Origin of the sequence: Lacticaseibacillus suilingensis, assembly GCF_016861845.1 — a bacterium.
In the GTDB taxonomy this organism is placed as follows: domain Bacteria; phylum Bacillota; class Bacilli; order Lactobacillales; family Lactobacillaceae; genus Lacticaseibacillus; species Lacticaseibacillus suilingensis.
This window is the reverse complement of the sequence record NZ_BOLV01000029.1, coordinates 1-17,963: the sequence shown is the minus strand read 5'-3', so window position 1 is coordinate 17,963 and position 17,963 is coordinate 1. Positions and strand designations below refer to the sequence as shown.

The 17,963-nt window shown below is 51.1% G+C and carries 29 protein-coding genes and 1 pseudogene; 24 read left to right on the top strand and 6 right to left on the bottom strand.

The genetic code is table 11. From position 1 onward, the window contains the following. Positions 1 to 122: 122 nt before the first annotated feature. A complete protein-coding gene (locus JUF11_RS12210; protein ID WP_125579140.1) occupies positions 123 to 488 on the bottom strand; it encodes a hypothetical protein in 366 nt (121 codons plus the stop codon). Positions 489 to 646: 158 nt separating this feature from the next. Here JUF11_RS12210 and recJ point away from each other — a divergent pair, with 158 nt between their 5' ends. From recJ to JUF11_RS12190, 4 genes are read left to right on the top strand one after another with little or no spacing between them, the layout of a single operon-like run. Further along, complete coding sequence (recJ, locus tag JUF11_RS12205; protein WP_204119818.1) at positions 647 to 2,914, top strand: single-stranded-DNA-specific exonuclease RecJ; 2,268 nt, start codon at positions 647 to 649, stop codon at positions 2,912 to 2,914. 11 nt (positions 2,915 to 2,925) lie between these two features. Next, on the top strand, positions 2,926 to 3,453 hold the full coding sequence (locus JUF11_RS12200; RefSeq protein WP_125579139.1) for an adenine phosphoribosyltransferase: 528 nt from the start codon (positions 2,926 to 2,928) through the stop codon (positions 3,451 to 3,453). 47 nt (positions 3,454 to 3,500) lie between these two features. Beyond that, on the top strand, positions 3,501 to 4,013 hold the full coding sequence (gene ybaK / locus JUF11_RS12195; protein ID WP_204119817.1) for a Cys-tRNA(Pro) deacylase: 513 nt from the start codon (positions 3,501 to 3,503) through the stop codon (positions 4,011 to 4,013). 1 nt (position 4,014) lies between these two features. Further along, positions 4,015 to 4,326, top strand: coding sequence for a DUF960 domain-containing protein (locus tag JUF11_RS12190; RefSeq protein WP_125579137.1), 312 nt, complete (start codon positions 4,015 to 4,017; stop codon positions 4,324 to 4,326). A gap of 68 nt (positions 4,327 to 4,394) precedes the next feature. Here JUF11_RS12190 and JUF11_RS12185 read toward each other — a convergent pair whose 3' ends face one another. From JUF11_RS12185 to JUF11_RS12170, 4 genes are all read right to left on the bottom strand, one after another. Then, entirely contained in the window at positions 4,395 to 4,805 is a 411-nt protein-coding gene (locus tag JUF11_RS12185) for a hypothetical protein (protein ID WP_204119816.1), read from the bottom strand. A 454-nt stretch (positions 4,806 to 5,259) separates the two neighbouring features. Further along, positions 5,260 to 6,432, bottom strand: a complete 1,173-nt coding sequence (locus tag JUF11_RS12180) for a site-specific integrase (RefSeq protein WP_204119815.1) — start codon at positions 6,430 to 6,432, stop codon at positions 5,260 to 5,262. Between the two features lie 113 nt (positions 6,433 to 6,545). Then, a complete protein-coding gene (locus JUF11_RS12175) occupies positions 6,546 to 7,019 on the bottom strand; it encodes a DUF4429 domain-containing protein (RefSeq protein WP_204119814.1) in 474 nt (157 codons plus the stop codon). 18 nt (positions 7,020 to 7,037) lie between these two features. Then, positions 7,038 to 7,712 (bottom strand): LexA family transcriptional regulator, encoded by a 675-nt coding sequence (locus JUF11_RS12170; RefSeq protein WP_204119813.1) that lies wholly within the window; start codon positions 7,710 to 7,712, stop codon positions 7,038 to 7,040. Positions 7,713 to 7,859: 147 nt separating this feature from the next. On the opposite strand from JUF11_RS12170, the gene JUF11_RS12165 reads away from it, so the two are divergent. Genes JUF11_RS12165 through JUF11_RS12155 form a run of 3 tightly spaced genes read left to right on the top strand, consistent with a single transcriptional unit; the run spans position 7,860 to position 8,925 of the window. Continuing rightward, on the top strand, positions 7,860 to 8,081 hold the full coding sequence (locus JUF11_RS12165; RefSeq protein ID WP_204119812.1) for a helix-turn-helix transcriptional regulator: 222 nt from the start codon (positions 7,860 to 7,862) through the stop codon (positions 8,079 to 8,081). A gap of 1 nt (position 8,082) precedes the next feature. Beyond that, positions 8,083 to 8,697, top strand: a complete 615-nt coding sequence (locus tag JUF11_RS12160; RefSeq protein ID WP_204119811.1) for a BRO-N domain-containing protein — start codon at positions 8,083 to 8,085, stop codon at positions 8,695 to 8,697. Positions 8,698 to 8,718: 21 nt separating this feature from the next. After that, entirely contained in the window at positions 8,719 to 8,925 is a 207-nt protein-coding gene (locus tag JUF11_RS12155) for a hypothetical protein (RefSeq protein ID WP_204119810.1), read from the top strand. A 14-nt stretch (positions 8,926 to 8,939) separates the two neighbouring features. Here the strand turns inward: JUF11_RS12155 and JUF11_RS12150 are convergent, their stop codons facing one another. Then, on the bottom strand, positions 8,940 to 9,122 hold the full coding sequence (locus JUF11_RS12150; RefSeq protein ID WP_204119809.1) for a hypothetical protein: 183 nt from the start codon (positions 9,120 to 9,122) through the stop codon (positions 8,940 to 8,942). Between the two features lie 49 nt (positions 9,123 to 9,171). Between JUF11_RS12150 and JUF11_RS12145 the strand changes: the two genes are divergently transcribed. The 17 genes and pseudogenes from JUF11_RS12145 to JUF11_RS12065 all read left to right on the top strand — a co-directional run. Then, complete coding sequence (locus JUF11_RS12145; protein WP_204119808.1) at positions 9,172 to 9,480, top strand: DUF771 domain-containing protein; 309 nt, start codon at positions 9,172 to 9,174, stop codon at positions 9,478 to 9,480. 106 nt (positions 9,481 to 9,586) lie between these two features. After that, on the top strand, positions 9,587 to 9,787 hold the full coding sequence (locus JUF11_RS12140) for a hypothetical protein (RefSeq protein WP_204119807.1): 201 nt from the start codon (positions 9,587 to 9,589) through the stop codon (positions 9,785 to 9,787). A 120-nt stretch (positions 9,788 to 9,907) separates the two neighbouring features. Further along, on the top strand, positions 9,908 to 10,129 hold the full coding sequence (locus JUF11_RS12135) for a hypothetical protein (protein ID WP_204119806.1): 222 nt from the start codon (positions 9,908 to 9,910) through the stop codon (positions 10,127 to 10,129). Positions 10,130 to 10,144: 15 nt separating this feature from the next. Further along, positions 10,145 to 10,630 (top strand): siphovirus Gp157 family protein, encoded by a 486-nt coding sequence (locus JUF11_RS12130; RefSeq protein WP_204119805.1) that lies wholly within the window; start codon positions 10,145 to 10,147, stop codon positions 10,628 to 10,630. After that, on the top strand, positions 10,631 to 10,819 hold the full coding sequence (locus JUF11_RS12125; RefSeq protein WP_204119804.1) for a hypothetical protein: 189 nt from the start codon (positions 10,631 to 10,633) through the stop codon (positions 10,817 to 10,819). Next, positions 10,809 to 12,281: a DEAD/DEAH box helicase gene (locus JUF11_RS12120; protein ID WP_204119803.1), complete on the top strand. Its 1,473-nt coding sequence runs from the start codon at positions 10,809 to 10,811 to the stop codon at positions 12,279 to 12,281. The genes JUF11_RS12125 and JUF11_RS12120 overlap by 11 nt, the downstream gene beginning before the upstream one ends. Next, positions 12,281 to 12,994, top strand: a complete 714-nt coding sequence (locus tag JUF11_RS12115) for an AAA family ATPase (RefSeq protein ID WP_204119802.1) — start codon at positions 12,281 to 12,283, stop codon at positions 12,992 to 12,994. The genes JUF11_RS12120 and JUF11_RS12115 overlap by 1 nt, the downstream gene beginning before the upstream one ends. Positions 12,995 to 13,008: 14 nt before the next feature. After that, positions 13,009 to 13,605, top strand: coding sequence for a DUF669 domain-containing protein (locus JUF11_RS12110; protein WP_236000600.1), 597 nt, complete (start codon positions 13,009 to 13,011; stop codon positions 13,603 to 13,605). Positions 13,606 to 13,676: 71 nt separating this feature from the next. Continuing rightward, entirely contained in the window at positions 13,677 to 14,492 is an 816-nt protein-coding gene (locus JUF11_RS12105) for a bifunctional DNA primase/polymerase (protein ID WP_204119801.1), read from the top strand. Next, positions 14,482 to 15,750, top strand: a complete 1,269-nt coding sequence (locus JUF11_RS12100) for a VapE domain-containing protein (protein WP_236000595.1) — start codon at positions 14,482 to 14,484, stop codon at positions 15,748 to 15,750. Before JUF11_RS12105 ends, JUF11_RS12100 begins: the two co-directional genes overlap by 11 nt. A 248-nt stretch (positions 15,751 to 15,998) precedes the next feature. Next, positions 15,999 to 16,244 carry a hypothetical protein gene (locus JUF11_RS12095; RefSeq protein ID WP_204119800.1) on the top strand — a complete coding sequence of 82 codons (246 nt, stop codon included), beginning with the start codon at positions 15,999 to 16,001 and terminating at the stop codon, positions 16,242 to 16,244. 4 nt (positions 16,245 to 16,248) lie between these two features. Continuing rightward, positions 16,249 to 16,566: a VRR-NUC domain-containing protein gene (locus tag JUF11_RS12090; protein ID WP_204119799.1), complete on the top strand. Its 318-nt coding sequence runs from the start codon at positions 16,249 to 16,251 to the stop codon at positions 16,564 to 16,566. Beyond that, a complete protein-coding gene (locus tag JUF11_RS12085) occupies positions 16,566 to 16,745 on the top strand; it encodes a hypothetical protein (RefSeq protein ID WP_204119798.1) in 180 nt (59 codons plus the stop codon). Before JUF11_RS12090 ends, JUF11_RS12085 begins: the two co-directional genes overlap by 1 nt. Then, positions 16,742 to 17,038: a hypothetical protein gene (locus JUF11_RS12080; RefSeq protein ID WP_204119797.1), complete on the top strand. Its 297-nt coding sequence runs from the start codon at positions 16,742 to 16,744 to the stop codon at positions 17,036 to 17,038. The genes JUF11_RS12085 and JUF11_RS12080 overlap by 4 nt, the downstream gene beginning before the upstream one ends. A 145-nt stretch (positions 17,039 to 17,183) precedes the next feature. After that, entirely contained in the window at positions 17,184 to 17,363 is a 180-nt protein-coding gene (locus tag JUF11_RS12075; RefSeq protein ID WP_204119796.1) for a hypothetical protein, read from the top strand. Beyond that, positions 17,356 to 17,601 (top strand): hypothetical protein, encoded by a 246-nt coding sequence (locus tag JUF11_RS12070; RefSeq protein ID WP_204119795.1) that lies wholly within the window; start codon positions 17,356 to 17,358, stop codon positions 17,599 to 17,601. Before JUF11_RS12075 ends, JUF11_RS12070 begins: the two co-directional genes overlap by 8 nt. Then, positions 17,598 to 17,963 (top strand): annotated as a pseudogene (locus JUF11_RS12065) (DUF1642 domain-containing protein); the annotation flags it as partial. The gene JUF11_RS12070 and the pseudogene JUF11_RS12065, both read left to right, overlap by 4 nt.

The following is a 17,963-nucleotide window of genomic DNA, read 5'->3' as shown; positions in this document are numbered from 1 at the left end:
GACAAACAACATTCTACGCTGTCTCCTAGTGGGCCAGTCTTTTTATTTGATGTTCCACTTCAATTGTAAATTCAAGCGCAAAAAAAGACGCCTGCCAGGGCGGCAGACGTTCGAAGGTAGAATTAGAAGGTTTCCTTGTCGGCTGCGGACAGGGTTTCTGTCGGCATGGTCAAGCCCATATGCTTAGCTAAGGCACGCTTAGCATCGTCGCGGGTCTTGATGGTGTCCATATTCCAGACCACGTTCTCGATTTCACCGCCAGCAAAGTCGAATTCTTCACTGTAGATGTAGCCTTCCTCGGCTTTGCCTTCCCGCGCTTTGGTCAATGCCGCGGCAAGCGAGCGGGCGTAATCGATGTTGGTGAGCTGAGGCAATTCCTTCGGGGTGACAAAGCTCTGATCGTTCATCGCTTTTTCCGCGATTTGCAGGTCTGCATCAGGGATGTCGACAACCACTTTAACTGCCTTTTTAACTGTTTCTTCTGCCATATTATTCTCTCCATTTCGTTTCAGTCGCTGATCGAAGTTGGGCTGAGATTCTGACAACAAAGCTATTATACCACGCTTTCATCTTCCGTTTCCAAAATGTCGCCCGCCATCGCGCGGCAAAGTCTGATATACTATTGCGGTTAGAAAGGAAGACGATGATGGCACATTACCAGTGGCAAGAGGCGGCGCAGCCCGCAACAGACGAAATTCAGGCAGTGGCGAGCACGTTATCGGTACCGCCGTTTTTGGCGCGGCTCCTCATTCAGCGCGGCATTACGGACCAGGCGGCATTTGACGCTTTTTGCCAGCCTGATTTGAGCCGGTTGCACGATCCGTTTGACCTGCATGATATGGATAAAGCCGTGGCCCGGATCCAGGCAGCGATTACCAATCAGGAAAAAATCACGATTTATGGGGACTATGACGTTGATGGTTTGACCTCCACGTCGATCATGAAGGAAACTTTGGAGGCGCTGGGCGCCGAACCGGAGGCCTTCATTCCTGACCGCTTTGCTGATGGTTACGGTCCTAATCAAGCAGTCTATGATTACCTGCGCAAAAATGGCACCCAACTGGTGATTACGGTTGATAACGGCGTCAGCGGCGCCGCGGTGATTGATGCTGCGATGGCGCAGGGGATGGATGTGGTAGTCACGGATCACCATGAGTTGCCTCAGCAATTGCCGCACGCGGTGGCCGTGGTGCACCCACGCCATCCCGATGGTCATTATCCTTTTGGCGATCTATCCGGCGCAGGGGTGGCCTTTAAAGTCGCCAGTGCACTGCTCGGTGAACCCGCCACCGATAGCATCGACTTGGCAGCGCTGGGCACGGTGGCCGATATTGTGAGCCTGACCGATGAAAACCGATTGATTGTGCAAATGGGGTTGCAGTCAATTCACACTCAGCAGCGGGTGGGGCTGAACGCTTTGCTCAAAGCGGCTCAAATCGACCCGGCGACGGTGGATGAAACCAGCATTGGTTTTGGCATTGGCCCCCGCCTGAATGCCTTGGGTCGGCTAGGGGATGCCAATCCTGGGGTCACGTTGCTCACCACCTTTGATGAAGAAGAGGCCGATAAGCTCGCAGCAAATGTCAATGACCTTAACGCCCAGCGTCAGGCCTTGGTGGCTAAAATCGCTGACGAGGCGTTGACCATGGCGCAAAGCCCGGAAAACCAGGCCGCTAAGACCCTGATCATCGCGCATCAAGGCTGGCATGAAGGGGTACTTGGAATCGTGGCTAGTCGAATTGTCGAAGCCACCGGCAAGCCGACCTTGGTGTTGAACATTGGTAAAGATGGGCAAAGCGCCAAAGGTTCAGGGCGCTCGATTGCCGCGTATAACCTGTTCAAGGCCTTGGATGCGGCGCGCGACCAAATGACGCATTTTGGCGGCCATGCCATGGCCGCAGGACTCACGATGCCCGTGGCGAATATTCCTGCCCTGCACGCGGCGATGGAAAAGGCGGCGGCCAGCCTAGGCACGATTGCCAAGCCAACCCTGACGATTAATGCCCGACTGGAACCGGAGGATTTGACGCTAGCCAACTATCAGCTGATGCGTCAGCTGGCGCCATTTGGGCCGGGCAATGAAGAACCTACTTTTAGCCTGCTGCCGCAAACGATTAATTCCGTCCGCCAAATGGGTAAGACCAATGATCATCTGCGCTTTGCCGCTGATGGCACGAATGTCGTGGGCTTCGGGTTTGGCGACCAAGCGGCGGCGCTGGAAAGTGCCAGTCAGGTGAAACTCGCCGTGCGCATGGATGCCAACACCTGGCAAAACCGCACCAGCTTGCAACTACGGCTATGCGATTGGCAACTGCAGACGCCAGCCATCATTGATCTGCGCCTGCCGCAGCCCAGCGCAGAACAATTCCGCGGGGCTTTCACTTATATCTTCTTTGATGGCCGCCTCAAGCAGCGCATGACCCAGCAGTATATGTTTGGCGGGCCGGTGGTGCTGGCTGAGAACGTGGCCGCTGCCACCGCCAATGCGGTGCTGGTGGACCTGCCGCCAGATGAAGCACACTTGGCGGCCTTGATGGCTAATCTGACCCTGCCAGTCCGAGTGATTTTCACTGCGCCAGCCGCCAGTTTGGTGGCGCTGCCCAATCGTGAAGAATGCGGCCGGGTGCTCCATTACCTGAGTGCGCATGCTGGGTTTGATAAGCATCATTTGCCCGCATTAGCGCAAGCCGTGCATGTGACGACGCAACAGGCAATCTTAGCAGTACAGGTGTTTTTTGAACTCGGATTTGTTAAAATAGATGGTGCGCAAATCGACGTGACGCCTAATCCGGTCAAACAGCCGTTGACCCAGGCGCATATCTATCAGCAGCAGGCGGCGTTTTTGACGCTGGCCCATGAGCTGCAAAGTGACAGCCGCAGTGCGCTTGAAGCGCGGCTGCTTGGCAAGAAATGAGGAATAGACCCATGACGATCAACTATAAAGACTACATTGCAAATGTGCCAGATTTTCCCGAACCCGGCATCATTTTTCGCGACATTTCCCCGCTGATGGCGGACGGCAAGGCCTACGCTGCGGCAACAGACGAACTGGTGGCTTATGCCAAGGACAAGCGCGTTGAAATGGTGGTCGGCCCGGAAGCCCGCGGTTTCATTGTCGGCTGCCCAGTCGCCTATAAGCTCGGGGTCGGGTTTGCCCCAGCCCGGAAAAAAGGCAAGCTGCCTCGCGAAACCGTGAGTGCCAGCTATGACTTGGAGTACGGTTCTGAAACCTTGTACCTGCACAAGGACGCGGTCAAGCCAGGCCAGCGGGTGCTGGTGGTGGATGATTTGCTCGCCACCGGGGGCACGATTTCGGCGACCATCGAGCTCGTTGAGAAGCTTGGCGGTATTGTGGTCGGCACGGCCTTCATCGTCGAACTTGAAGACTTGCATGGTCGCGATAAGATCAAGGACTATGATATGCTGACGTTGACCTCCTACAAAGGCGCTTAATCGCGGCGCTGCTTGCAGAAGTTGACTCTTGAAAACGGAGGCAAGCGATGAGTAAAAAGAAAAAAGAAGACAAAACCTTAGTCGAAAAGATGCTCGATAAGCAAAACATTGCTTACACGCCCTATGAGTTCCCGACCCATGAGGCAGGGGATGTAGCGCAGCTGACGGTCGATCATTTGGCCGTGCCTGAGCATCGCATCTACAAGACCTTGGCGCTGACGGGCAACAAAACCGGCCCGCTCATTGGCGTGGTGCCGCTGGATCGCCACATTGACTACAAAAAGCTCAGTGCGGTGTCTGGCAACAAAAAAGTCGGCATGATACCGTTAAAAGATCTGGAACAAACCACTGGTTATGAGCACGGCGCTAATACCCCGATCGGCATTCATGCCCGCCACAAGTATCCGATTTTTATCGGCGAAGAAGCGCTGAAAGAACCGGAAATCATCGTGTCGGCAGGTAAAATCGGCCGCTCGGTCGGCTTGGCGCCGAAAGCGTTGGCCAAGGCGGTTAACGCCAAGTTCGCTGCCATCACCAGCTTGGCAGAACAGGAGGGATAGCATGTTTTCAACCAACGAAAGCCGTTTTGCGACTTACGGTGTAATCTCGAAGCTGCCAGGAGAGATCATTGACAGTGTCTGGATGATCATTGACCAAGATTTGGCTGGCGTGGTGCCACTGGGGCACTTGCTGCAATTCGACTTGCTCAACACCAAGGGCAAGTTGACCATGGCCTTTTCCGAGAAAGGGCATGACACCCAAATTGCCGTTGATCTGCCATTCGATTACGACGATAGCTTTCCCAAAACCATCATGGCCTATGATGACGGCGAAAATCAGACGATTTTGTTGCCTGAAGAGGCTAACAAATAAAGACATAGAGACATAGCAAAGCCGACTGCCTTCGCAATACTGCGAGGACAGCCGGCTATTTGATTACGTTAGAATGCAGGCACATTGATTTCTTCGAAAGCATGATCGATTTCGGCCCGGGCCGCTTTTTGGGCTTCCAAACCATCCTCGAATTGCTCGTGATCCATATGATCAGGCTCAATGGCACCCAGAATCGCTAAGACTGCTTTGCGGATCCCTTTGAGGCCGTCGATGAGGGTGTTATTGAATCGTTCATACCCAGACGGCGCCGTGACCTTCGCGCATTGCTGCACGAAGCGATCAAAGCGGATGATGTTTTTGGAGAAGTAGAGACGAATATTGGAGAAGCTTTCGCTGGCCAGGCAGTTGCCTTTCTCGATGTTCCGACATGTGTGCGCGTATTCTTTGAATACGGTTTCAAAAACAAGCAAACGTTCGAGTTCCTGATTGACGCACTGAATGTATTCGGTAGTTAACATGGTAGATGCCCCCTTGCTCATTGACTAACTTACCCTGAAAGCATACCACTCGAAAATCTAATTATCAACATAATATTCTACCTATATTTAAAGAATGGATGTTATGGTATTAATTAATGATATGCGTGTTATTTAATCCGTGTACAGTGGCGTCTGTTATGGATTCAAGGGGAATGTGGGGCCATATCTATTTTTATATGGGTTATTAATAGGGGCTAGACCAATGCCACAACCTGAAGTCTAGCCAACACGTTTTAATTGGAAATATTAGTGCTGGGTGCGAACTATTTGCGTCTGAGGTAGATGGACTGTTGATTATCTCACAATTTCTATATCAATTTTCTTTGCAAACAAAAAGCCGCGGCCTTTGCGGGCCGCGGCATAGCTGTTACTGAAGGAGAGTACGGGATTAGTCGGTGTTGATACACCAGCGTTTACTGAGCTTGATGTGCACTCATTGTGCACTCAATGCCGACAAAACGTTGACGGTATGTTCGGCCTGCGCTACCTCGTGTGACTTGAGCAAGTGCTGATAGACGCGAAGCGTTATTGTAATGTCGGAGTGACCGAGGCGGTGTGAGATATACGCGATGTCTACGCCTTTCGATAGAAGATAACTGACGTGCGTATGGCGCAGTCCGTGGAAGGTGATGGGCTTCTCAAAACCTAGCTCTACCTCTACGCGTTTCAACCCGTGGTTCAAAGCAGCATCGCCGGGTACGTCATGGCGATTATTTCGGAATACTAGATCTAACTCATCACGATACCCCGTGCGCATATAATACGCAGACTGCTCTGTGCGGAGACGCTGGAGCATGTCTGTCAACTCCGCTGGCACGTCAATATCCCGCACACCGGAGGGCGTTTTAGTGGGCTTGAAACCAGTCCCGTATACGTAGTCCCAAGACTTTGTGACGTGGATGATGTGGTGCTCAAAGTCGATGTCTGACCATTGAAGCGCAATTATCTCAGACGCTCGGCACCCGGTTAGAATAGCTGTTGCGATGCAGTATAAGTACATTCTGGTTAGCTTGGCATGTTCTTGACAGTAGTGGAGTAGGGCGGTGAATTGGTCAGCTTCAAGGTACTTGAGCGATTGATTGAGCGGAGCCGTCCCTGGGTTCACGTAGCCAGCGGCAAAATTGGTGTAGATGATGCGGTCAGCAATTGCACTCTCTGCCATACTGTGGACGTAGCCGTTTAGTTTTGACACGGTGTCCCGGGAGCGTGGTTGTGGTTTCTTCGGGTTGCGTGGCGTGATCGTGCCGGCGGCATAGGCGTTGATGAAGGACTGCCAGCTGGTGCGCGTGATGTCTTTGAGCGGCATGTCTTCGCCAAAATATTCAACCAGTGCACGGCGAATGGTGGGGTAACGTGACTCCGTTACTTGGCTGTGCTTGCCGACCTTGTACGTTTTCAGCCACTGGTCATAGTAACCAATCAAAGTGACGGTCGCGCCAGTCAAATCGGCGCCCTTGAGCTTGCTCACCTCCAGCTCATTTGCGGCCGCCAACGCTAGGGCTTTCGTGCGATAACCACCCTTGGTTGGCTGGTGCCTGACGCCTTGTTCATCCAGGTATGAGGCTCGATAGGTCCAAGTCTTCCCTCGTTTGAAAACTGATGCCATGCCATTACCTCCATATGCTATACTGGAGTACGCAAAGAGCGCACTCGTGGTGCTGTTTGTCTGTTGCGTCTGTCCTTACCGGCCAAGGTTAGGGGACAGGCGCTTTTTTTAGTTTACAGATTAAGTATTTGAGCTTTCTTGGCGTCAAATTCTTCTTGAGTCACAATGCCAGCATCTAGCAGTTCTTTAAGTTTCTTTAGCTGGTCGAGATCACTCACGGGTTGAGCTGCGGATTGCTGTTGAGGCTGGTGAAGTTCGCGAATTTTGTCTTCAACAATCTGCTTCAATTCTTCCATTTCTTGCGTGGTTTTCTTGCCCGCAAACATGACCGTGTTTTCGTCTTTAGTGGCAGCAAATACGCCACCACGGGATTCATTACCACCCATAACAGAGAATTGAATGTAGCCGTTGGTAAGCCCAGGCTTCTTGAGCTGAACAGCACTGATGCTGCTGTATGGAATGGTTTTGTCACCTTTCAGCCCTTGATTGACCGCATTCATGAAACCTTTGCGGTGAATGGTAATGCCGAAGTCATCAATCTTAATCTCGGTTCTGCCACCGTGCTTACTTACAAATGTACGCTCCATTGTTTTTCCTCCAATTTTTTAGCTTAACTCGACTACATACATCACTACTTTACCAACGATTGCCACCAAGTCTTCGTCATCATAGCTGTGGGTGACGGGGAAGAAACCGTCACGATCAGAGTCAGGCTGGAAGATATAGGTGCGGTTCTGCTTGTCGTTGAAGAAACGCTTCACCGCATACTCACCGTCACAGTCGAAAACAACAATGTCGCCATTCTTGAGGTCGCTTATTTCATCAACCTTACGAACGCCAATCAGTGAGCCGTTTGGAATGACGCGGTTCATGCTGTCGCCGTTGGCCCGCATGAGTGAGATGTCAGAGTGCCCAGCCCACTTACCCATAACAGCATCTGGAATTGCTACCTGTTCGAGCTGGTCAGGGGTGATTGCATCCACAGTGGCAGGGGTACCCGCAGAAATTGCAGCAGGGATGTAAGGGTAGCTGTGGATGGGGAGAGGAACACCGTTATCGTGGTGCTCAACCAGTGCTGACTTCTTAACGCCAAAATAGTCTGCCAACAGCTCGATTTTGTCAATTCGTGGGTAGGTGTTGCCTTTTACCCAGTCACGGAAGGTTGTGTATTTTATACCTAATTTTTCGGCAAGCTGTGGGACGGTCAAGTTTTGACGATCAATGAACGTTTGTAGGTTGTTTGAGAAAATCTTCTTGTTGCCCAAGTCTGTAGTTGACATTTTAACCGCCTCCTTTATAGGTAATGATACGTCAAAGCCGTAACCGATTCAACGGTTTTGAAAAATAAATACGGCAAAACCGTAAATAATACTTGCAACTACGGTTTAACCGTTGTATGATTGTTTTTGTTAAGAGGAGGTGAGCCAATGAGCATCACGTTGAAAGCAGCACGCGTCAACGCCGGACTAACCCAAAGCCAAATGGCAAAGGCATTAGGCGTATCGGAAGTCACGATCCGCAGCTATGAACAAGGGAAGACTTTCCCGGACGTTCGGCAAATTCAGATCATCGAGGACTTGACTGGTATCCCGGTCAGTGATATTCGTTTTGCCAAAAATGTACGGTTAAACCGTAGAGAGGAGGCATAGCATGAAAACAGAGCTATGGAACGGAAGCGCAATTCGCTTCGTGGAAGTTGAAGGCGAGTGGTGGGCAGCAGCTAAAGATGTCGCTAGCGCCCTAGGATATCGCGACGCATTCAACATGGTGCGTCACGTCGAAGACAGCGACAAGGGGGCTCACCTAGTGAGTACCCCCAGTGGTACTCAAGAGATGATCATCATCAGCGAGTTCGGTATCTATGACGCGGTGTTCAATAGCCGCCGACCAGAGGCAAAGCAGTTCAAGCGTTGGGTCTTCGGTATCATCAAACAGCTTCGTGATGCGTCCGGACTTGAAGGATTTGAAATCTTCCGCCAGCTCGACAAAGAGCACCAGAAGCAGGAGATGGCGACATTAAGCAACGCACTAGCAAACCCTAAGCGAGTGAGCTTCATCAAAGCCAACACGATTGCTAACAAGGCAACGTCACTCAAGTACGGATATTCAAAGATGCTCAAGAAGGCCGACATGACCCCAGCAATGCTTGTCACTCGGCAGCCAATTCTCGATGACACGGTAGAGTTGATGACGGTGAAGGACAAATTTGGACTGAATGTCCACGTCAGCAGTGAGATCTACAAGAAGCATTTGCTGGACGCCTAACACCTGAAAGGGGACGAAAACATGAAGCCAGATATTATCAAAGAATTTGACCAGCTCACTCACAACATCACCGCTGAGCTGGACAACATCGAATTGCAACTGCGGTTAGCCAGCGATACCTATCAGCAGGAACTTGATGCTCTGGACTACCTAGACGACAAGTACGGCCTCACCGATGAACTACACGCACGGATCTACGCGCAAATGAAAAAGCAAGCCATCAAGTGACTTGCCCATCGTGCCTAGCGAATACCGTGAGCACGATTGATCTGACGTTGTCTGCTGGCTATCTGCTTAGACACCGATTCCGCAAAGTCACGGTCTGTGGATGCCGCCTTGACAATTTCAGCAATCGCTTCAACTAAATCTTCGGACAACGTCACATTGTGCTTGTCCAAGATTGATTGAATTTTGCTACTGTTCATTTTTTCACCTCCCTTCGGAGGTAATTATCTCACAAAGAAGGTGACATACATGCCACAAGCAACAATCTCAATTCCACCAGAGATGATCCAATCGGCGGTCGATAAGGCGGTTGCGGAACGTATGCAGCACGAACCCGACTATCGCCGCTGGTGGTCAGCAAAGGACGTTCAAGACCGCTACGGTGTCACACCTACGTGGCTGAGTGAACACGTGCTCAACCAGCCGCGGTTCCAACGACAACTTGACGGGTTCGCATTCAATTACCATGGCCAGATGGGCTGGCGGTTTGAACCGCTGGCATTCAGCGAGTTCATGCGGAAAGAGTTCAGGAACATTGCAAGGGAGGCAACAGCATGATCCAGCAAGTGATTGAGTTCGTTCTATCTCACCCGCGCGCTATCCCAGTAGTGCTACTGGCCTTCATGGCCGGGCTGATAATCAAAGACCCGAGGGGGTATCTGAAATGATACGAGACCACTTCCGCGAGGGAGAGTTATCACGCCAGCACGAAGCAGAAGGCGAAGACGAGCCGCTCGAAGACTGGAAGGGTAACCCGGTAGATGAAAGCCGCGACTATCTGGACTTCCACGGTGAACTGGTTCTGCTAGATGAATTAGAAGACTACGCACGCGACGAACTGGGGGCGACTGATTTTGAGCCTTAGCACTTATGAACGCCTACGCCGTATTCGGAACCTAGCGATTATCCGTGGCAAAGGCTACGAATGGCTAGAAAAGCTGGCGTGGATGAAGATGCAAGAAACCATGAAGGGAGGTGAACAGAAATGAACGAACACATCTATATGGCATCTGCCAATGAAATCTATGTAGAGGCAATCAAGCAAAAAAACGAAGCCGCCGACCGCATGGCCGCGTTAATCAATGACGGTGAGTCTATTGACGAAATGCAACGAGCCGCAAATGAATATGACGCATTCAGCCACATGGTTGAGTACATCGAACAGTTGGAATCGAAAAAAGCCGCTGGCGTGCAGGCCAACGACTAGGAAAGGAACCATACTATGAGCACATTATACGACCTAACTGACAAATTGACTAGTCTGCAACGACTGGCAGAAGACGACACCGTTGATCCAGCTTTAATCGCTGACACGATGGACAGCATCGAAGGGGACTTTGAAGACAAGGCTGTCGGCTACGTCAAGGTTTACAAGTCAATCGAAGCAGATGTTGATGAGATTAATGCCGAAATCAAGCGCCTGCAAGAGCGTAAAGCTAGCTTCAAGAACAACGCCAATACGATTAAGCAACGGCTAGTGCAGGCAATGGTGGAAACAGGAAACGAACGCATCAAGACACCATTATTCACCATCTACACTCGGCGGACAGTCAGCGTGCAGGCTCCAGAAGACCCGAACAAGCTACCGCCGGAGTTCATTAAGACCACGTTGTCGGTCAACAAAGCCGACTTGAAGAAAGCATTGCAATCTGGCCGTGAGGTACCAAACGCACGGCTGGTCGAAAACGTGTCACTGGGGGTGAAGTAAATGGCAGATAAGTTTGTCATTCGTAAGCAGACGCGGAGCAAGTCCTACATGATGCTCAACGTTAGCCCTGAAACCAAGGCCAAGGTTGACCAGGTGTCTAAAGAAACTGGTGTGCCGCGTGTAGACGTTGTAGCGGCAATGGTCGAATTTGCCATTGAGCATTTGGAAGTTGTGGACGATGACGAATAGCCTGCGGCCTTATCAGCAGGACACACTCGACAACGTCTACAAATCACTGCGAGCGGGGCACAAGCGCATCGTAGTCCAGCAACCGCCACGCACGGGTAAGACCGTCATCATGGCCGAGATAGCCAAGCGGGCAACCGCCAAAGGTAATCGTGTGCTGGTTGTGGTCCACCGTCAAGAGCTGGTCGAGCAGACGCAACGAACGTTCGTTAAGTGGGGCGTTGAAATGAGCCTCTGCCGTGTCGGCATGGTGCAAACACTCTGGCGGCGAGTGAAACGGGGGAAAAACAACCGTCACGGTGCCGCCTCGGTAAGCCTTGGTGATACTCACGAAAAACGTCGCACGCGTCCGAGCGTCATAAACGTGTCACCCAAAGTCATCATCATTGACGAAGCGCACCATGCACTCGCCAAGTCATACAAGACGGTTGTTGAAGCTTTCCCAGACGCCACCACATTGATGTTCACAGCCACACCTTATCGCCTATCTGGGGCTGGCATGGCAGAGGTGGCAGATGACCTTATCCAAGGTTTACAAGTCACCGACCTGATCAATATGGGCTTTCTGGCGCCAGTCAAATACTTTGCACCGCCAGACATCAACACTGGTCTATTGCGGCGTCAACGTGGCGAGTTTACCGAAGACTCCATCGACCAGGCATTGTCTAAGCGCATTTATGGTAACGCGGTTGACCAATACAAACTGCGAGCTAATGGCAAGAAGGCAATCGCCTATTGTCACACGGTGCAGGCGGCTAAACGCCTTGCTGATGAATTTAACAAGAATGGCATCTCTGCGGTTGAGGTTGACGGTTCCACTCCAGCAGCAGAACGAGCGGCCGAGGTTGAGCGGTTCCGCAACGGTGACATCACTGTGATGACGAATGTGGAGATTTTCACCGAAGGGCTGGACTTGCCAAACGTTGACTGTGTTATTCAATTACGTCCAACCCAGTCACTGGCGTTATATCTGCAATTCGCTATGCGGGCGATGAACCCGCGTGAGGGCAAAACGGCAATCATCCTAGACCATGTTGGTAACTATGAGTGCTTTGGTCTGCCAACTGATGATCGCGAATGGTCACTGGAAGGCAAAGGCAAGAAGTCTTCTGCCGGTGTGACCACTGGCCCACAAATTCAGACCTGTCGAGCGTGTTTTGGCACGTTCTATGTGACGCAAGTTAAGAACGGCCTATGCCCACTCTGTGGCGCACCACTGCCAAAGGAAGCGCCAGAGGAAGCCAAAGTCATTGACGTTGACCTTGTCGAGGTGGAAGCCAAGAAAGCAACCAAACGGAGATTGGAACGTGTCCATGCTATCCAAAGGCAAAACGCAATCGCCCAGATTGCAGGCAAAACACCATTCGAGCTTAACAGCTTGAAGGAGCTTCAACTATATGCCACAGCCCACAAATATAAGCCGGGCTGGGCATGGCACCAAGCTAAAGAAAGGAAATTAGTCTAATGGGACTACTACCAGAAAACAAACGCAAGCCACCTATGGACACGCCACGCACCTTCTTCATCTGGGGCGCAACCATGAGCGGCAAGAGCTACCTTGCAGAACGTTTTCCAAACCCGTTCTTCATCAACACTGATGACAATGCGGAGAAAGCGGGTCTGCCAAACTTTCAACTCAAGAACGTGATGAACCGTGACGGCAGCATCAAGTCGTCAGTCATTGATCAGATTGATGAACTGATGCTTGAGCTTCAAACCGCCAACAAGGGTTTTGAAACAGTGGTCATCGACACCATCGAAGATACCGTTGACTTAATCGAGCAAGCAATCATCACCGAAAACAAAGTGCAGACGCTTGGCGATATGGGTTACGGCAAGGGCTTTGCACTTCAAAAGCAAATTGTCACGGGGATGATTTTAACCTTGCGGGCATTGCCACTAAACGTGGTGTTTGTTAGTCGGCTTGATGACTCAAGTCTTGATGGACAGGGCAACACCATTGAACGGCCAGCCCTGAAAACGAAGTGGTACAACATCGTGAACGGAAATTCAGACATCACCATTCGGACCCGCCGCATTGGTCACAATTACAGCCGAGCAATGACGGATAAACGGAAAGACTATGTTCGCGACCAGATCACTGACCAGAAGATTTTGCACATTTTGGACAACGTGCCTGGGGTGTTCCCACGCACAGCTAAGACAACCAACAAATAAGGAGAGATTACATTATGAGTTTACGCGATATTGCAACACAGGCTATGCAGGATTTCGACCCACAAAAGGACAAGCCATCCAGCGGCTATCAGAGCCTACCTTCTGGTGACTACGATGTGATTTTGGAGGACGTGAGCCACTTCGTTTCTAAGAACTCTGGCTGGGACGGACTCCGTATTGGCGTGAGCGTGCTTGACGGTGACTACACCGGGCGTAAAGACAGTACCATGTTCAACTTCGATGAAACCAGTGCAAATGGCAAGGCTATTCCAGCATCAGTGCTGAACGGCCACATTCAGTTGGTCGCCCGCCTCGCTAATGCGATTGGCCTGACACTCACGGACGACGACTGGGACAACATCGACACGCTGGTTGACGCTTTCAATGGTCAGGCTGGTAAGACGATGCTCATGCATCTGACTGTTCGTGAAAACAAAAAGAACCCGCAGTACCCGTACAAGAATTACGACTTTGAACCCTTGGAACAACCGGAACCGATGCAGATCAACGACAACGACTTGCCAAGTGGCATGACCGGCAATCAGCCACAGACTAATACACCAGCACCTAATGCGGCCGACACCCTTAGTGATGATGACATTCCTTTCTAGGTTTCAATTCAACAGCGTTAGACGTTCGAGCGGGGTGAGAAGCCCGTTAATCATTGAAGGGAGGTCAGACAATGCAGAGCTTAGTGAACTATGCGCTAGCATACGCGAAGGCTGGTTACTACGTGCTTCCAATCGCTGCTGGTGACAAAACACCACTGGTTGAGTTCGCTGACCGGCCGCCAATGACCGCAGCAGAAATCAAACGAGCATGGCGGCGTCACCCGAACGCCAATATTGCACTGCGAACCGTTGACTTCTTTGTTGTTGATATTGATGAACACGAAGACGGAGCAGACGGCAAGGCATCATTCAAAGAATACGGCAAAGAACATCGCGATTTATTCCCGCCGACTTTGATGCAGAAGACTGGCCACGGTGGCATTCAAATCTTCTACAAGAAGCCACGTGGTTCAGAGATGACACAGGTAATTGGCTGGTTGCCTGGTGTAGACGTCAAAGCACACGTGAACAACTACGTGCTTGCCGCGCCAAGTAACGGCTACAAGTGGCAGAACGATGAAGACATGACGCTTGCGCCACAAGGGCTAGTCGATGCTATCTACTCGGTTAAGAAGCAGGTCAGTCATGACGAACCAGACTTCGAGCAGATGAGTCTCACTGATCGCGAGCGCCAACTTGGACAGCGAAGCAAAACAGCCGAGCTGTTCGAGCAAGTCGTGAATGGCCTTGGTGAAACGGGTGGCCGCAACATGGCGCTTGCCGCATTCGTTGGCGGACTGCTATACAGGAACGTCAACGCCAAAGCAGTCTATGCACTGGCGATGCTGGCGAACCAGAACACGCCTAAGTCATTGGATGACCACGAGTTCGACAAGACATTCAACAGCATGGTCAAAAAGGAAATGAGGCGGCGAAGTGGCGATTGATAATTCAGCATTAAACCAACTCGCCGACCAGCAGAATGAGCTATCAGCCAAAGTCGCCGCCATGACACCACCTTTCAAGAAGACGGCGCAAGGTGGCATCAAAACCACTAGCGTTGTGAACGTTCAGCTTGGCATCGAGTTTGACCCGCTACTGCGTAATGCACTGGCCTACAACCAATTCACATGGGAGGTCGAAGTGCTGCGAGATATTCCAGAATTGCACATCAAGAAGGGCCAGATGCTCGACATGTATTCAGCCATCATCACAGGCGAATTAGAGCACTTATGGGACGCCGTATTCAGTGCACAGGCACTTTCCAATGGCATCATGACAACCGCCCAGAAGGCCGCTTATAACCCCGTACAGGACTACTTACGGCATGCCGCCGATGTGTGGGACAAGCAGGAACGCCTAAAAACGTTCATGAATACGTTCCTGGGCGTGGCGATAACGCCGGTCAATGACCTGATCGTGCGTGTGTGGCTTGTCGGGGCGTGCATGAAGGCATTTGAACCAGATGCAAAGTTTGACTACGTGCTCGACCTAGTCGGCGGACAGGGTGCTGGTAAAACAACCTTGCTTGAACGGCTTGGCGCTGGCTGGTACACAGACCAGTTCCAAAACTTCACTGACAAAGACTACTACTCAACGATGCTACGTGCGTGGATCGTCAACGATGACGAAATGGCTGCAACAGCTAACTCCACATTCGAGGAACTCAAAAAGTTCATCTCGGCACGCAAGCTAGAGTTCAGACCAGCATACGGTCACACGGCCATTCGTCGCGACAAGGGCTTTGTCATGGCACGCACCACTAACGAAACAACCTATCTCAAGGACAAAACTGGTGAGCGCCGCTTCTTACCTTTGCTAGCAGACTTGGAGCAGCAGAAGCAGCACCCCGTTACGGACTTAACACCTGACATCGTTCAGCAAATCTGGGGTGAAGCAATGAGCCTTTACCGGTCTGGTTTCAGCACGGAGCTGACACATGACCAAGAGATGCAACTTAGTCTTCACCGTGACCAATTCACTTACGTTGATGCAGTCGAGGAAGAAATCGAAAGCGTGCTGGCTAAGTGGGCTGGCGACTTTATCACAAGTGGTGAGATTGCCAAGAACATTGGTGCTGGTGATCTGGTCAAGAACCCGCGAGTTGCCAAGAAGATTAAGTACATCATGGATAACCGGAAAGACTGGAAGGCTGGGTTCAGAAAAGTTCGCGGAGTTGCTCAACGCGGATGGCGAAAGGTGTAAACCATTTGCACCGAGTTTACACCTAGGTGTAAACCCTCAAACCATACTCTCTGTAGGCTTCTACTACTTCGTTTACAGAGATTACACCTTAATTCAATATAAGTAATTTAAATATATTAATTATATATAAGGGAAAAATGGTGTAACCGGTGTAAACCAAGCGCTTAAACCGTTGTGGCAGTAAGAACAAACGGTAGTCAGCTAGGGTTAAACCAAGCTATCCGGTTTACACCTATTTGGAGGAAATCATGACAGAAAAACACAAAGAATTAATTCAACAACTGGTCACAAACGTTGAAGCACTAGGCTATCAAGTCAAATTTGAAGGCGATACGCCGGATAAAAAGCAACGGGTAGTCGTTGGCAAGAATGGCAAGGTGATTGCCAAGGCGTCAATTATCTTGGCGGCACGGGTCGACACGATGTTCAACGGTGTTGGCCGCGATGAAGTCGAACTGCTCAAGGTGCTGACACTGTTCAGCACGAAGCTATAAAGCTATGACACTGGAGCACATTATCCAGGACCAGATACGTGTGGCATTGTCACAACATGGATGCACCATCATTCGCACCAACACCGGGCGAGTATTCACCAAGGACGGACGAATGTTTGATGCTGGGCCGCCCAACGGCTGGCCTGACCTAACGGGTTTCCGCCACAGCGACGGCAAACTGGTTCTAGTCGAAGTCAAAAACGAACGCGGTCGGCTGCGAGAAGATCAGAAGCGCTTTGCGGAGATGATTAAGAACTATCCAGTCATCTACGGTGTCTGCCGCAGTGCCGAGGACGCGGTGAAATTATTGGAGGAAAACTAATGAACTATGCAGTGGTTGGAGTGAGCACCGGCACGGTATACCGAGAGTGCCAATATCGCTCTGAATGTTTCAAATGGATGAATAGCAAGTTTGCAAAGCGTTATCAGCGCGAATCAGGTTCTTTGGGTATGTCGGTACATCTGACTTATCCAGAAGCAATGATGGTGGTGCACTTATGACAATGACACAAGAAAGAATTGATGCGATGTACGACAACATTCACTGGTGCGAGCTCAAGTACGGTGACCTAGCAAAAACGCCAGACAATGATGAGCATCTACAGAAAGCACGATTGATCGCATCGAACGTCAAGCATCCTGTAAGTTCAAGAGCAGCACTCACCGGCGATCAGGTACAGACGCTAGTTACCGACTATATGTCGGGAATATCGCCACAAGACATTGCGATTGCCCTGAACGTACCGATTAAAACGGTCAGGTCAAGAATATACAGAATGGGGTTGAGACGATGAGCGAAATACTTAGCATTCTAGCGATTATATTCATCGGTATCGCGATTGTCGAAATCGGCTTCTATATGAGCATCGTGGTACCAATCGTACTGTTAGCTCTAGCTGTTATCGCTATCTGGGGCAGTGTCACTGTGGAGGACAAATGATGAGGGTATGTAAAACAACGTTAGCTCTGGCGGCAGTCGCCACAATGGTCGCGATGATGCTGTCGCATTCGTGGCAAGGCATTGTAATGACCACACTGGCGGCGATTATGTGCATCGAAGTGTTGACTGGTATCGAAGTCGGCGAAATCGCAGAACGAATGGAGGCGCAACGTGGTTAAAGAGGAATCGTTGCAAACCGCTATCCGGCTTGCTGGAAAGCTCGCGCAGGAGCCCGTGATTGGCGACAAACGAGTCATTGACGTGGACGACGAAGACGCCTTGATTCCGCCAGAGATGGTATGGCCGGTGCTTGAGTTCATGCAGAAGCTGCGGCCGGGGAGCAAGTTTGAATTGAGAGAGGTCATGGGCGGCTACGGTCTGGACTTGGTCGAAACATTAACGGAGGTATCGAAATGAAAATGTACGCAGTGAAGAACGACAAAGGCGAGTGGCTGGGGTGCGAGATCTACTCCAATGAGCCAGACTGGTTCGAGCATGGCGGCTTCACATGGGACGACCGCAGTGCAGCAGAGAACAATGCTGCGGAATATGGCGGCCACGTGGTTCCGCTAACCGAGGCCACGGCGAAGGTCGTGGTGAGCGAGGCGGAAGCGGAGATGCTGGAAGGCGCTAAGAAACAGCATAACCCCGCGTGGTACATCGGTATCAACGTAGATGGACGCCCTGGTACAGAAGACCGCCTCATGCGCGCCTACGTCAACGGCTGGACGGTTGAGAAACCTAAACGGTACGTGCTGCCAATGCCATACGGAGCTGAC

Bases quoted from the DNA above. Each gene is read 5' to 3' on its own strand.
- JUF11_RS12155 (WP_204119810.1), top strand. From the start codon at position 8,719: ATGAAGCCAGATATTATCAAAGAATTTGACCAGCTCACTCACAACATC.
- JUF11_RS12130 (WP_204119805.1), top strand. From the start codon at position 10,145: ATGAGCACATTATACGACCTAACTGACAAATTGACTAGTCTGCAACGA.
- JUF11_RS12160 (WP_204119811.1), top strand. From the start codon at position 8,083: ATGAAAACAGAGCTATGGAACGGAAGCGCAATTCGCTTCGTGGAAGTT.
- recJ (WP_204119818.1), top strand. From the start codon at position 647: ATGGCACATTACCAGTGGCAAGAGGCGGCGCAGCCCGCAACAGACGAA.
- JUF11_RS12135 (WP_204119806.1), top strand. From the start codon at position 9,908: ATGAACGAACACATCTATATGGCATCTGCCAATGAAATCTATGTAGAG.
- JUF11_RS12200 (WP_125579139.1), top strand. From the start codon at position 2,926: ATGACGATCAACTATAAAGACTACATTGCAAATGTGCCAGATTTTCCC.
- JUF11_RS12190 (WP_125579137.1), top strand. From the start codon at position 4,015: ATGTTTTCAACCAACGAAAGCCGTTTTGCGACTTACGGTGTAATCTCG.
- JUF11_RS12170 (WP_204119813.1), bottom strand. From the start codon at position 7,712: ATGTCAACTACAGACTTGGGCAACAAGAAGATTTTCTCAAACAACCTA.
- JUF11_RS12175 (WP_204119814.1), bottom strand. From the start codon at position 7,019: ATGGAGCGTACATTTGTAAGTAAGCACGGTGGCAGAACCGAGATTAAG.
- JUF11_RS12085 (WP_204119798.1), top strand. From the start codon at position 16,566: ATGAACTATGCAGTGGTTGGAGTGAGCACCGGCACGGTATACCGAGAG.
- JUF11_RS12125 (WP_204119804.1), top strand. From the start codon at position 10,631: ATGGCAGATAAGTTTGTCATTCGTAAGCAGACGCGGAGCAAGTCCTAC.
- JUF11_RS12110 (WP_236000600.1), top strand. From the start codon at position 13,009: ATGAGTTTACGCGATATTGCAACACAGGCTATGCAGGATTTCGACCCA.
- JUF11_RS12095 (WP_204119800.1), top strand. From the start codon at position 15,999: ATGACAGAAAAACACAAAGAATTAATTCAACAACTGGTCACAAACGTT.
- JUF11_RS12185 (WP_204119816.1), bottom strand. From the start codon at position 4,805: ATGTTAACTACCGAATACATTCAGTGCGTCAATCAGGAACTCGAACGT.
- JUF11_RS12115 (WP_204119802.1), top strand. From the start codon at position 12,281: ATGGGACTACTACCAGAAAACAAACGCAAGCCACCTATGGACACGCCA.
- JUF11_RS12090 (WP_204119799.1), top strand. From the start codon at position 16,249: ATGACACTGGAGCACATTATCCAGGACCAGATACGTGTGGCATTGTCA.
- JUF11_RS12210 (WP_125579140.1), bottom strand. From the start codon at position 488: ATGGCAGAAGAAACAGTTAAAAAGGCAGTTAAAGTGGTTGTCGACATC.
- JUF11_RS12120 (WP_204119803.1), top strand. From the start codon at position 10,809: ATGACGAATAGCCTGCGGCCTTATCAGCAGGACACACTCGACAACGTC.
- JUF11_RS12140 (WP_204119807.1), top strand. From the start codon at position 9,587: ATGATACGAGACCACTTCCGCGAGGGAGAGTTATCACGCCAGCACGAA.
- JUF11_RS12080 (WP_204119797.1), top strand. From the start codon at position 16,742: ATGACAATGACACAAGAAAGAATTGATGCGATGTACGACAACATTCAC.
- JUF11_RS12145 (WP_204119808.1), top strand. From the start codon at position 9,172: ATGCCACAAGCAACAATCTCAATTCCACCAGAGATGATCCAATCGGCG.
- JUF11_RS12180 (WP_204119815.1), bottom strand. From the start codon at position 6,432: ATGGCATCAGTTTTCAAACGAGGGAAGACTTGGACCTATCGAGCCTCA.
- ybaK (WP_204119817.1), top strand. From the start codon at position 3,501: ATGAGTAAAAAGAAAAAAGAAGACAAAACCTTAGTCGAAAAGATGCTC.
- JUF11_RS12165 (WP_204119812.1), top strand. From the start codon at position 7,860: ATGAGCATCACGTTGAAAGCAGCACGCGTCAACGCCGGACTAACCCAA.
- JUF11_RS12075 (WP_204119796.1), top strand. From the start codon at position 17,184: ATGAGGGTATGTAAAACAACGTTAGCTCTGGCGGCAGTCGCCACAATG.
- JUF11_RS12150 (WP_204119809.1), bottom strand. From the start codon at position 9,122: ATGAACAGTAGCAAAATTCAATCAATCTTGGACAAGCACAATGTGACG.
- JUF11_RS12105 (WP_204119801.1), top strand. From the start codon at position 13,677: ATGCAGAGCTTAGTGAACTATGCGCTAGCATACGCGAAGGCTGGTTAC.